The organism is Streptomyces shaanxiensis (genome assembly GCF_039537145.1).
Taxonomy (GTDB): domain Bacteria; phylum Actinomycetota; class Actinomycetes; order Streptomycetales; family Streptomycetaceae; genus Streptomyces; species Streptomyces shaanxiensis.
The window spans coordinates 31,037-43,644 of the sequence record NZ_BAAAZY010000022.1 but is presented as its reverse complement, the minus strand read 5'-3'; the positions used below and the strand labels follow the sequence as shown (position 1 = coordinate 43,644).

Annotated in this window: 11 protein-coding genes; 9 read left to right on the top strand and 2 right to left on the bottom strand. The window is 72.5% G+C overall.

The window, feature by feature from the left end:
* Positions 1-123: 123 nt before the first annotated feature.
* The 3 genes from ABD932_RS33045 to hutI are packed head-to-tail and all read left to right on the top strand — an operon-like array spanning position 124 to position 3,997.
* A complete protein-coding gene (locus ABD932_RS33045; protein WP_345018446.1) occupies positions 124-1,326 on the top strand; it encodes an allantoate amidohydrolase in 1,203 nt (400 codons plus the stop codon).
* Positions 1,323-2,684 carry a formimidoylglutamate deiminase gene (locus ABD932_RS33040; protein WP_345018444.1) on the top strand — a complete coding sequence of 454 codons (1,362 nt, stop codon included), beginning with the start codon at positions 1,323-1,325 and terminating at the stop codon, positions 2,682-2,684. Before ABD932_RS33045 ends, ABD932_RS33040 begins: the two co-directional genes overlap by 4 nt.
* Positions 2,681-3,997, top strand: coding sequence for an imidazolonepropionase (gene hutI, locus ABD932_RS33035; RefSeq protein WP_345018442.1), 1,317 nt, complete (start codon positions 2,681-2,683; stop codon positions 3,995-3,997). Before ABD932_RS33040 ends, hutI begins: the two co-directional genes overlap by 4 nt.
* Here hutI and ABD932_RS33030 read toward each other — a convergent pair whose 3' ends face one another.
* Both ABD932_RS33030 and ABD932_RS33025 read right to left on the bottom strand, forming a co-directional pair.
* A complete protein-coding gene (locus ABD932_RS33030; RefSeq protein WP_345018440.1) occupies positions 3,998-5,563 on the bottom strand; it encodes a ricin-type beta-trefoil lectin domain protein in 1,566 nt (521 codons plus the stop codon).
* 211 nt (positions 5,564-5,774) lie between these two features.
* A complete protein-coding gene (locus tag ABD932_RS33025; RefSeq protein WP_345018438.1) occupies positions 5,775-6,728 on the bottom strand; it encodes an RNA polymerase sigma factor SigF in 954 nt (317 codons plus the stop codon).
* Positions 6,729-6,967: 239 nt separating this feature from the next.
* On the opposite strand from ABD932_RS33025, the gene ABD932_RS33020 reads away from it, so the two are divergent.
* From ABD932_RS33020 to ABD932_RS32995, 6 genes are all read left to right on the top strand, one after another.
* Positions 6,968-7,354, top strand: a complete 387-nt coding sequence (locus ABD932_RS33020; protein WP_345018436.1) for an STAS domain-containing protein — start codon at positions 6,968-6,970, stop codon at positions 7,352-7,354.
* Between the two features lie 254 nt (positions 7,355-7,608).
* Entirely contained in the window at positions 7,609-8,163 is a 555-nt protein-coding gene (locus ABD932_RS33015) for an ATP-binding protein (RefSeq protein ID WP_345018434.1), read from the top strand.
* A gap of 350 nt (positions 8,164-8,513) precedes the next feature.
* Entirely contained in the window at positions 8,514-9,815 is a 1,302-nt protein-coding gene (gene serS, locus ABD932_RS33010; RefSeq protein ID WP_345018432.1) for a serine--tRNA ligase, read from the top strand.
* A gap of 163 nt (positions 9,816-9,978) precedes the next feature.
* A complete protein-coding gene (locus ABD932_RS33005) occupies positions 9,979-10,668 on the top strand; it encodes an LPXTG cell wall anchor domain-containing protein (protein ID WP_345018430.1) in 690 nt (229 codons plus the stop codon).
* 29 nt (positions 10,669-10,697) lie between these two features.
* On the top strand, positions 10,698-11,534 hold the full coding sequence (locus ABD932_RS33000) for a hypothetical protein (RefSeq protein WP_345018428.1): 837 nt from the start codon (positions 10,698-10,700) through the stop codon (positions 11,532-11,534).
* 14 nt (positions 11,535-11,548) lie between these two features.
* Positions 11,549-12,607 (top strand): hypothetical protein, encoded by a 1,059-nt coding sequence (locus tag ABD932_RS32995; RefSeq protein ID WP_345018426.1) that lies wholly within the window; start codon positions 11,549-11,551, stop codon positions 12,605-12,607.
* Position 12,608: the final 1 nt, after the last annotated feature.

Sequence of the window (12,608 nt, the reverse complement as noted above, 5' to 3'; positions counted from 1 at the left end):
CCGGTGGGGGCTGAGGCCTCGTCGCCGGGTGCGGGTTCGGCTGTGCCCACCCGTTCCACTCTGCGGAACGACTGCCCACAGCCTGGACCAGCGCCGGCACCTGCCGGTGGTTCCTTCCACGACATGTGGCGCGACCTCCTCCCCATCGGCCGCCACCCCGACTCCCACGGCTACCGTCGCTTCGCCTGGACCGGTGCCGATCTCGACTGTCGGGCCTGGTTCAAGGAGCAGGCCGAGGCGCGGGAGCTCGGATACGAGGTAGACCGGAACGGGAACCAGTGGGCCTGGCTCGGGGACCCCGCTGCCGGGGACGCCGTCGTCACCGGATCACATCTCGACTCGGTGCCGGACGGGGGCGCCTTCGACGGGCCCCTCGGCGTCGTGTCGTCCTTCGCCGCGCTCGACGAACTGCGCGGCAGGGGCGTGGACTTCGCCAAGCCGCTCGCCATCGTCAACTTCGGCGACGAAGAGGGCGCCCGGTTCGGGCTCGCCTGCGTCGGGTCGCGGCTCACGGCCGGGCAGCTCACCGTCGAGGGAGCCCACAAGCTGACCGACGGGGACGGGGTCAGCCTGCCCCAGGCGATGGAGGCCGCCGGGTACGACCCCGACGCCATCGGCGCCGACCCCGAGCGGCTCGCCCGCATCGGTGCCTTCGTCGAGCTGCATGTCGAGCAGGGCCGGGCGCTGGACCTGTCCGGTGACCGGGTCGGCATCGCCAGCGCGATCTGGCCGCACGGCCGGTGGCGGTTCGACTTCCGGGGCGAGGCCAACCACGCGGGGACCACGCGGCTCGTGGACCGGCGTGACCCGATGCTGTCGTACGCCGAGACCGTGCTGGCCGCACGCCGGGAGGCCGAACTCGCCGGCGCCGTCGCCACCTTCGGCAAGATCGCCGTCGAGCCGAACGGCGTCAACGCCATCCCCTCCCTCGTGCGCGGCTGGCTCGACTCCCGTGCCGAGGACCAGGCCGCCCTCGACCGCGTCGTCGGCGGCATCGAGAAGGCGGCGCGGGAGTACGCGGCAGCGCACGGCATCGACCTCGACGTCGTGCGCGAGTCCTTCACGCCCGTCGTCGAGTTCGACCACGCCCTGCGCGACGAACTGGGCCGCATCCTGGGCAAGGACACCGACCTCACCGTCCCCGTTCTCGGTACCGGCGCCGGACACGACGCCGGAATCCTGTCCGGGAGCATCCCGACCGCCATGCTGTTCGTACGCAACCCCACGGGCGTCTCGCACTCCCCGGCCGAGTTCGCCGCCGAGGACGACTGCGTCGCCGGGGTCCTCGCACTCGCCGACGTACTGGAAGGGCTGGCCTGCAGGTGACATCCAAGACCTACTGGCTGGAGCACGCCTGGCTCGACACCCACGTCGAGCCGGGTGTGGCCGTGACCGTGTCCACCAGCGGCTCCGCCACGGGGGCGGACGGTCGTATCACCGCCCTCCGGACCGAGGTCCCCACCCCGCCCCCGGGCGCCGAGATCCTCCGGGGGCTGACGCTGCCCGGACTGGCCAACGCCCACTCGCACGCCTTCCACCGCGCCCTGCGCGGCACCGTCCAGGTCGGCTCCGGCACCTTCTGGACCTGGCGCGAGGTCATGTACAACACGGCCGACCGGCTCACCCCGGACACCTATCACGCCCTCGCCCGCGCGGTGTACGCCGAGATGGCGCTGGCGGGGATCACGGCGGTCGGCGAGTTCCACTACGTCCACCACGCGCCCGGCGGCACCCCTTACGCCGACCCCAACGCGATGGGCGAGGCCCTCGTCGCGGCCGCCGCCGAAGCCGGTATCCGCATCACCCTCCTCGACACCGTCTACCTCTCCTCCGGCTTCGGACAGCCGCCCACTGCCCACCAGCTCCGCTTCTCCGACGGGAACGCCGAGGCCTGGGCCGAACGCTGTTCAGTTCTCAAGGAGCAGGATCACGCGCGGATCGGAGCGGCCATCCACTCCGTACGGGCCGTGCCCGCCGACCAGTTGGAGACCGTCGCGCGGTGGGCCGAGGAGCGGCGGGCCCCGCTCCATGTGCACCTGTCCGAGCAGACCGCGGAGAACGAGGCCTGTCGGGAGGTCCACGGCTGCACCCCGACCCAGCTCCTCGCCCTGCACGGCGTCCTCGGACCGCGCACCACCGGCGTGCACAACACCCACCTCACCGCCGAGGACATCTCCCTGATCGGCGGCAGCGGCACCGGAACCTGCATGTGCCCGACGACCGAGCGGGACCTCGCCGACGGCATCGGACCGGCCGTCGCCCTGCAGAACGAGGGCTCCCCGCTCTCCCTCGGCTCCGACAGCCACGCCGTCATCGACCTGCTCGAGGAGGCGCGCGCGATGGAGCTCAACGAGCGCCTGCGCACCCGCACGCGAGGTCACTGGACGGCGGCGGCCCTCCTGCGGGCGGCCTCGGCCGACGGCCACGCGGCCCTCGGCTGGGACGACGTGGGCACCCTGGAGCCGGGCGCACGCGCCGACTTCACGACGATCGCGCTCGACTCGGTCAGGACGGCAGGGCCGCTTCCGCGGCTCGGGGCCGAGACGGCCGTATTCGCCGCGTCGGCAGCAGACGTGTCGCATACGGTCGTGGGAGGTCGGCACGTCGTGCGGGACGGGGTCCACACCCTCGTCCCCGATGTGCCGAAAGCCCTCGCGGACGCCGTCGAAGCCCTGCGCGGATGACGACCGCGGGCCGCCCACCCGCGCGGCCCGCACGCGCACCAGCACCCGCCTCCGCCCCCGAACCCGACCCCACCGCCGACCAGGCCACCAAGGACGCCATGAGCAACGCGACGACCGTCAGCCCCGCCCACTCCGCGAGCACCGCCAGCACGCTCATCACCAACATCGCCGCCCTGGTCACCAACGACCCCTCCCTCGGTGACAATTCCCCCCTCGGACTGATCCAGGACGCGGCCGTCGTCATCGAAGGCGACCGCGTCGCGTGGACCGGTGATCAAAGCAAAGCACCCGCCACTGACAATCGGGTCGACGCAGGTGGGCGGGCGGTCATCCCCGGCTTCGTCGACTCCCACTCGCACCTCGTCTTCGCGGGCGACCGCACGCAGGAGTTCAACGCCCGCATGTCCGGCCGCAGCTACACCGCCGGCGGCATCCGCACGACCGTCGCGGCCACACGGGCGGCGAGCGACGAGGAGCTGGAGCGCAACCTCACCCGCTACCTCGCCGAGGCCCTGCGCCAGGGCACCACCACCTTCGAGACCAAGTCCGGCTACGGCCTGACCGTCGAGGACGAGGCCCGCGCCCTGCGCATCGCCGCCGCCCACACCGACGAGGTCACCTACCTCGGCGCCCACATCGTCTCCCCCGACTACGCCGAGGACCCGGCGTCGTACGTCGCCCTCGTCACCGGCGAGATGCTCGACGCCTGCGCCCCGTACGCCCGTTGGATCGACGTCTTCTGCGAGAAGGGCGCCTTCGACGGCGACCAGGCCCGCACGATCCTCACCGCGGGCAAGGCCAAGGGCCTGCACCCCCGCGTCCACGCCAACCAGCTCTCCTACGGCCCCGGCGTGCAACTGGCCGTCGAGCTGGACGCGGCCAGCGCCGACCACTGCACCCACCTCACGGACGCGGACGTCGACGCCCTCGCGAACGGCAACACGGTCGCCACCCTCCTCCCCGGCGCCGAGTTCTCCACCCGCGCCCAGTGGCCGAACGCCCGCCGCCTCCTCGACGCGGGCGCCACCGTCGCCCTCTCCACCGACTGCAACCCGGGCTCGTCGTTCACGTCCTCCGTCCCGTTCTGCATCGCGCTCGCGGTACGGGACATGGGCATGACCCCGGACGAGGCGGTCTGGTCCGCCACGGCGGGCGGCGCCGCGGCCCTGCGCCGCGACGACATCGGCCGCCTCATCCCGGGCGCCCGCGCGGACCTGCTCCTCCTCGACGCACCGAGCCATGTGCACCTGGCGTACCGGCCTGGGGTGCCGCTGGTCAGCGAGGTGTGGCGGCGCGGCGTACGCGAAGCCTGATCAGGCGGCCCCCGCCTTCCACCGCTGCTCCGCACCCCCACCCACCGACTCCAGCGACAACCCGTCCCCGGCCCCACCCCACGGCGTCACCGCAGTCTCCACCGCGATGGCCGGCCGGATCACCCCGTCGCCGTCCACCACGAACTTCAGGTTCTGCCCGTTGGACCCGTGGACCGACGCGCACTCCCAGATCCCGACGCCCCGGTCCGTCGAACCCCGGCTGTCCAGGCAGAAGTCGGGATCGGCGGCCGACTGCAGCACACCGCGTGCGGAGTCGACCCGCCAGCGCTGGGTGCTCGACGAGCTGCACGGGGCGGTGACCACGTCCGTCCCCTTGAAGAAGGCGCCGCCCACGTCCAGGCACAGTCCGGAGGAGACGTTCACGACCTGGGCGTACGCGCTGCCCGGCGGGCGCGTGGGGGAGGGCGACGGCTTCGGGCGCGTCGTCCTCGTCGGCGTCGGACTCTTCGTGGGGGACGGCGACTTGGAGCTGCGTGACGGTGAGGGCGAGGGCGACGGGGAGGCCGACGTCGGTGTCGCCGACACCGTGGCCGTCACCGTCACCGGCGGCGGCACGCTCACCGGCGTGCCGACCGAGCCCACCGGATCCTGCGTGGACGATCCACCCTGTGCCGCCAGGAACGCCACCAGCGGCAGCAGGGCCACTCCGAGCGCCGCCGACACCAGCACGATCCGGTGCCGGTCCGACGACCGGGCCCGCTCCGGCCAACTCCCCCGCGCGGGTGGGCCGACGGTCTCCCCCTCTCCCGCGCTCCCCGCCGCATACGCCGTCCCACCCCACGGCAGCAGCCCCTCCGCCAGCGCCGTGCGCGGCGCGTCCCGCAGGGCCGACAGCTCCTCGTACGCCGTCGTGCAGTGCGGGCAGTTCGTCATGTGGGCGTGCAGGTCGGCGCTGGCGCGCGGGCTGTCCGGACGTACCGACTCCTCGATGAGGCGGCCGAAGTCGGGACAGGCGGGGTCGTCGGAGGCGGCGAGGCGGGTGCGCAGACAGGCGCGGGCCAGCTGCTGGAGCGCGGGGGCGGTGCCGTACCGCACGTCCTCGCGGGTGAGGCCGAGGAGACCGGCCGTCCGTTCCCCCGGCTCCTCCTCCACCACGCCGTACCAGATCAGGCCCTGCGTGCGGGACGACAGGGTCTGGAACGCCGTGAGCATCGGCGGGACCGGGCCGGACGGGCCCGTCGTGTTCAGGACGAGCAGCAGGCCCGCGTCGAGCCCGGCGGCCCGCTCGTCCATGGCCCACGTCCCGGCCGTCCGGGCGGTCAGCAGCAGGAGCCGGAGCCGCCAGGGCAGGCCCGGGTCGACGCCGCGCGCCGTCTGACGGGCCGCCAGCGCGAACGCCTGGGCCGCCAACTGCCGTGCCATGGAGGTGTTCGGGGTGCACAGGTGGGCGTAGCCGAGGACGGGTGCGTGATGGCGGGCGCGGAGTTCCTGGAGCGCCGTGTACGCGGTGGCCGTGTCGGCGCGCAGCAGTTCGGTGAGCCGTGCGTCGGACGCGCCCGCGTGCACCCGTGGGCCAGAGTCCCTGCCGTCGTCGGCCCGAGCCATCCGCCTGCCTCCTTGCAGCCGTGCGACCCGTCCGGAGACCTGACTTACCGGCGGGTATGACGGCTCATAGTGGAGGAAGGGAAGCTCTGGGGAAAGGGTTTCTGTGGGTAACCCCTGAATGCGCTGTGCCCGGTGCCCTGCCGACGAATTCGGCGGGGCACCGGGCACAGCGCTGGTCGGTGCGAAGGAGCGGTCACCGCTCCTCGACCGGTCATTCCTCGACCGTCAGCCCTTTTCGGAGCCGGATCAGTGTGCGCGACAGCAGCCGCGACACATGCATCTGCGAGATGCCGAGTTCGTCGCCGATCTCCGACTGCGTCATGCCCGCGACGAACCTCAGGGAGAGGATCTTCCGGTCCCGGGGCGGGAGTTCGGCGATGAGCGGCTTCAACGACTCGACGTACTCGATGCCTTCGATGCCGTGGTCCTCGTAGCCGATGCGGTCGGCCAGCGCGCCCTCGGCGTCGTCCTCCTCGGGCTGGGCGTCCAGCGACGAGGCGGTGTACGCGTTCGACGCGGCCATGCCCTCGACGACCTCGTCGTTGGTCAGATCGAGGCGCTCGGCCAGTTCCGCCACCGTCGGGGCGCGGTCCAGCTTCTGGGCCAGCTCGTCGCCGGCCTTGGCCAGGTCGAGCCGGAGCTCCTGCAGCCGGCGCGGTACCCGCACCGACCACGAGGTGTCGCGGAAGAAGCGCTTGATCTCGCCGATGATGGTCGGCATCGCGAAGGTGGGGAACTCCACGCCGCGGCTGAGCTCGAAGCGGTCGATCGCCTTGATCAGGCCGATGGTGCCGACCTGGATGATGTCCTCCATCGGCTCGCTGCGCGAGCGGAAGCGGGAGGCGGCGAACTTGACCAGGGCGAGGTTGAGTTCGACGAGCGTGTTCCGGACGTACGAGTACTCGTGGGTCCCTTCCTCCAGCGACTCCAGCCGCTCGAAGAGAGTCTTCGACAGGGCCCGCGCGTCCACCGGCCCCACCTCGTCATAAGGGGGGATGTCCGGAAGCCCGGCGAGTACGTCGTCCTGCCCGAACTCCTGACCGAAGTCCGGTTCGGGGTGTACGTCGTTGCTCTGCTCGATGGGATCCAGATGTTCCGGTCGGGGTGCCGACGTCGCCTTCTGGGTATGCGATGCGTCGAGCCGGGGTGACATGATGTCCTCCATCGTTCTCGGCATATGGCTGCCGAAGCCTGTGTGTGCACTGCGGTGTGCGGCGCCTCCAAAGCCGGCCGAGTCGGTTACGTGTCTCTACTAGCCCTACCCGCTTTCGGGAGCCCACCGCAAGTGCGCTGTGTTCCGAAATGTCCGTTTCTGGGTGGATGTTCGGGTGTTGGGGGGCGTAGGGAAGGCGTAGTGTTCGAGAGCGTGAGTCAGCAGCCACGACGTCGGGAGTGAGAGACGGCATGGACCGCGGGACCGTCGGCAGCGCACAGTCTGGCCGACTTCTGGTCGAGGTGCGGGAAGAGGGCTCCAGCGCCGTCGTGACCCCGGCAGGTGAGTTGGATCACCACACTGCCGATTTGTTGCGTGAGCCACTCGATGACTGCCTCGCCAAGGGCTTCAGCCGGCTGGTCGTCGACTGCTCGCGGCTCGAGTTCTGTGACTCCACGGGGCTGAACGTACTGCTCGGCGCGCGTCTGAAGGCGGAGGCCGCCGGCGGCGGAGTGCATCTCGCGGGCATGCTGCCCGCCGTTGCGCGTGTGTTCGAGATCACCGGGGCCTCGGCGGTCTTCACGGTCCACGACTCGCTCGACGACGCCCTGGTCGACGAGGCCGACGGGCCGGGCTGACCCCTCACGTCCGACGCCGCATCAGACGTCACATCATTTGTGCCGAATACGGGGGTGTTCCCTCGCCGCGGTCGGGCAGGAGACACCCTGAACCTGTCGGCTGTGATGTCGGCCACCGGGGGGTGGGGACTGTGACCGACGCGTCAGGCAAAGGGCCGGCCGTGTACAGGCGTACTGACTCTGCGTACTGACTTGTGAATCGTGTGAATGTTGAACTGGTACTGGTATCGGTGAATCGGTGAGGTGAAGCGCTGATGAGCACCACCCGGCCCTTCTCGCCGGGCGACCGCGGCCCTGAGCCGAGCGGCGCTTCCGGGGCGTCCGAAAGGCCCTCTGGGGCGCCCGAGGGGTCCTCCGGGGCACCCGACGGGCCCGAGTCGTCCGCCGAGCCGTCCGCGGGGCGGCAGGTCCGGCGGCTGGACTTCGCGGGCCAGAGCGGCGTCGTCCCGCTCGCCCGTGACTTCGCCCGCCAGGCGTTGTACGCGTGGGGCTGGCTGCCCGCCGCCACCGCCGACCAGCGGGCCGCCGCCGAGGACGTGCTGCTCGTGGTCTCCGAGCTGGTCACCAACGCCTGCCTGCACGCCGAGGGACCGGCCGAGATGTGGATCGCCTGCGACAACAAGGTCATCCGCGTCGAGGTCTCCGACAGGGGCACGGGCCAGCCGGCCCCCCGCACCCCGCACCGCGCGGGCCGCCCCGGCGGCCACGGCATGTTCATCGTGCAGCGGCTGTGCCTGGACTGGGGGGTCGTACGGTCGCCGGGGGTCGCGGGCAAGACGGTGTGGGCGGAACTGGGAGCACCGGCCTAGGACCGCCCGCCACGCCGTACCGAAAAATCGGTTCCGTGCCGCTGACGTGCTGCTCTACGCTCTCCCGCAACGCGCTGACGGAGACAAGTAGCCCGGGTCCGTGAGCCGAGAGAGCCGCCGGTCGTTGTGAAGGCGGCCTCGCGCCCGGGCGAATCCACTCCCGAGTGCGGGGAGGAAATGCCCCGCCGGCCGGCCCCCGTCATCGGGCCCGAACGAGACCGGCGTACGGCCACGCAGTAGTCGTACGGCGGTGAAGGCGTGGTGGCACCGCGAGCACCCTCTCGCCCACGCCCCGAGGGACCACCCCGGGGCGGACCGTGCGCCCCGGCCGACCGGACGGAGCGGGCACCATGCTCGACGTCACCCTCATCCGACAGCACCCCGACCAGGTCCGCGACGGCCTGCGCAAACGCGCCGTGGACGCCGACATCCCGGCCTTCCTCGCCCTGGACACCGAGTTCCGCGAGGCCCGTACCGCCGTGGAGCGGCTGCGCGGCGAGCGGCGGCGGATCTCGGCCGAGGTCGCCGTACGACGCCGTACGGACGCCCCCGCGGACGAGCTGCGGGCCGAGGCCAAGGCCCTGACCGACCGCCTCACCGAAGCCGAGGCAGGCCTCGCCCGCCTCGCCGCCCGCCACCGGGAGTTCCTCGACGCCCTGCCCAACCTGCCCGACGACGACGTGCCGGCGGGCGGCAAGGAGAACAACCAGGTCGTCCGGAGCGTGGGCGCCCCGCCCGCCTTCGGCTTCGCCGCGAAGGACCACGTACGGCTCGCCCAGGAGCTGGGCCTCGTCGACTACGAGCGGGGCACGCGCCTCGCCGGCAACGGCCACTGGATCTACCGGGGCGAGGGCGCCGCCCTGGAGTGGGCGCTGCTCAACCACTTCCTGGACGCCCATCGCCGGGCGGGCTACGAGTTCGTGCTGCCGCCGCATCTGCTGACGTACGAAGCCGGGTACACGGCGGGCCAGTTCCCGAAGTTCGCCGAGGACGTCTTCGTGGTCGAGGAGGGCGAGGCCGCGCCCCGCCGGGAGGCCGGCCGCCCCCAGCGGTTCCTGCTGCCCACCGCCGAGACCGCCCTGGTCAACCTCCACCGCGGCGAGACGCTCGACGAGCGGGAACTGCCGCGCAAGTACGTGGCCTACACGCCCTGTTACCGCAGGGAGAGCGGCAGCCACCGCACGGCGGAGCGCGGGACGCTGCGCGGGCACCAGTTCAACAAGGTGGAGTTGTTCCAGTTCGCCCGGCCCGAGGACTCGGACGCCGCGCACCTCGAACTCCTGGCCCGGGCGGAGGAACTGGTGGCCGGACTGGGCCTGCACCACCGGGTCACCCAGCTCGCCGCCGGGGACACCAGCGCCGCCCAGGCCAGAACGTACGACGTGGAGGTCTGGCTGCCCAGCCTGGGCGCGTACGCCGAGGTCAGCTCGGTGTCGAACGCCCGCGCCTACCAGGCCCGGCGCGGCGGTATCCGGTACCGCCCGGCCGGCGGGGGCAAGGCGGAGTACGTCCACACCCTCAACGCCTCGGGGCTGGCCACCAGCCGCCTGCTGCCCGCGATCCTGGAGCAGCACCAGCGGGCGGACGGGACGGTGGCCGTGCCGGAGGTGTTGCGGCGGTGGGGGCTGCCCGAGGTGCTGGGCCCGGCCTGACCCCGTGTTACCCAGGGTCACCCTGAGGGGGTCGTTCTCCACCCGAACCCCCTCGCGCGCACGCCGGATCGCCACAACTCCGGCGTGCGCCGTGTCTTCCTTCCTCGAGGCCCCGGGCGTACCTTGACGGCCGATCTGATGTGCCGTCAGGAATGAGGGGACCGTGTCGAAGCAGAAGCGAACCGCCGCGCTCGCGACCGCCGCGGCCCTGGCCGGATCGGCGGTGCTGATGGCCGCCCCCGCGGCCCGGGCCGAGGTCGTCGACGTCAACTACGCCTGCAAGACGCCGATCGGCGACAAGAGCGCCGTCTCGCCCATCGACATCAAGGGCGTCAAGAGCGGCAGCGGCTACAAGATCACCATGTCGTGGCAGAAGGGCGTCTCGTCCAGCCCGGTCGAGCTGGGCAAGGGCGCGATGAACCCGAGCGCCACCATCAAGCTGGGCGGCGCCGACAGCGGCACCCTGTCGGTGACGGGCCCCGCCAACCAGGAGGCGATTCCCGCCAACACCCCCATCAAGATCAATGACCTCACGGGCACGTACACCCCGAAGAAGACCGGCAAGGTCACCTTCACGGCGGCCGTGCTCACCATCAAGGCCCTCGGTACGACGACCACGTGCACGCCCACCAACAGCCCCGGACCGTCGCTCACCCTCGACGTGACGGCCGCGGGCGGTGGAGGCGGCGGCGGAACCCAGAGCGGCTCCGGCTCCGGCGCCGAGCTCCCGCAGACCGGCCCCGAGGACTCGGCGATCGCCCTGGGCACCCTCGGCGGCACGGTCCTGCTGGCGGGCGCGGCGGGTGCGCTGTGGCTGACGCGGAGGGGGCAGGGGCAGACGGTACGCCGCTGACCGCTTTCGTCTGACTGCTGGAGCCGCCGATGTCGTCAGCCGCCCGTGTCCTGTGCCTGTCCCTGCTGCTTCTGCTCGCGGTGTCCCCTGCCGCCACGGCCGCCGAGCGGTGGTCCCTCGCGCCCTCCGGCGGTGGGCGACCGTCCTTCTACGGCGAGGGTCCGGCGGGGACGGTCCTCGAGGACACGGTGTCCGTGACCAACCGGAGCGGCGCGCCGGTCACGGTCCGCCTGCGCGGCGCCGGTGTCACGTTCAAGGACGACACCGTGCGCGTCCCCGCCCGCACCCGCGCCGACGTTCCCTTCACGGTGACCGTCCCCACCACCGACCGAGCCGTCGAGATCGTGGCCCGCGACACGGACGGCGACGAACGGCGGGTGCGGGGACAGCTCCGTGTCACCGTCCCGGAGCTGTCGGCGCTGACCGTCGAGCAGGTGCGGGTGAGCGGTGACCGCATCGCGTACGAGCTGGTCAACCGCGGTACGACGCCCATCGCCCCGAGGCTGGCCGTCCGGGCCGACGGCGTCTTCGGCCGTGTCCTCGACCGGGCCCCGCGCACCCTCCCCGTCGAGCTTCCCCCGGGCAGCCGGACGAGGCTCGACGAGCCGTGGCCCGACCGGCCGGCGCTCGACGCGGTCGACGTGCGGCTGACGGTGACGGCGGCGGGCGGGGTGCGCGACACGGCGCAGGTGTCGGTGCGGTTCGTGCCGTGGGGCGCGGTGACCGGGGTCGCGGGGTGCGCGGGGGCGGCGCTGGGCGCCTGGTCGGTCGTACGGCATCGAAGGCGCCGTAGGCCCTACGACGGCGAGGTCGCCGAGGCCGAGCGGCCGGACAGGCAAGCCGAGTTGACGGGAGCGGGGACGTGAACGGCAGGGTGCGAATGGCTGTGTTGCTGGCCGTGCTGGCGCTGCTGCTGGCGCCGACCCCTGCCACGGCCGCCGATCCGCCCGCCGTGAAGCTCTCCAAGTCGCAGGCGGGGACGGGCGGTTCGATCACCGTGACCGGCAGCGGTTGGCGGTCGAAGGCGCTGCTGATGATCCTCGTCTGCGGCCAGTCCGTGCCGTCGACCGGTGTGACCGGCGGCACCAACTCCTGCGCCAACGCGGACGGCAGGGCCGTGACGACGGACGCCGAGGGGCGGTTCAGCCGGAAGCTGCCGGTGGCCGAGCCGCCGGTGCCGTGCCCGTGCGTGGTGCACGTGGCGACGGTGACCGGGGCGAAGGCCGAGGCCGACGCGATCTTCCAGGTGGCCGGGCACGCGGTCGAGCCGCTGCCCGCGGAGCCGGCGGGCGGCCGCCTGTCGGTCCTCACGGACACCCGCCTCGACGGCTCCGGCGGTCTGCTGACCTGGTTCGGCGCACCGCCGGCACGGACGCTGGTGTTCACCGTCGGCAATGTCGGTACGTCGCCGGTCAAGAACCCCGTCTTCCAGGTCGGCACCTCCCACGGCGTGTTCGCCCCGGAGTGGGAGGAACAGCAGTGGCGCGGCACGATCCAGCCGGGCAGGAAGGCACGGATCGAACTGCCGGTGGAGCTCACCGCCGGAGCCCACGGCGACTACACGGTCTCCCTGAAGTACGGCGGCAAGGTGATGGCCGAACAGCCCTGGGGCGTGGGCCGGCCCTGGGGCGTGACGCTGTTCTGGGTACTGGTCTGCCTGGTCGTACCGGCGGCTCTGTTCCGCGCCGGGATGGCGGTGGTGGACCGGGTACGGCCACGGCAGACGTCCCGCCGCCGCGGTTTCCGCATGCCCGAAGTGGCCCTGCGCATACCGGGGCTGCGGCCCCGGCAAGAGGCGAGGCACGCCTCGCCCGCTCCCTCGACCCTGCCGTGGTTCACCCCGGACAACGCCCCGGGCGCGGCCGGTCGGCTCTCCGCACCGCACGACGACGACAGACCGACGAGTCCTACGACTCCCATCAGGAAAGGACCCCCGTGAG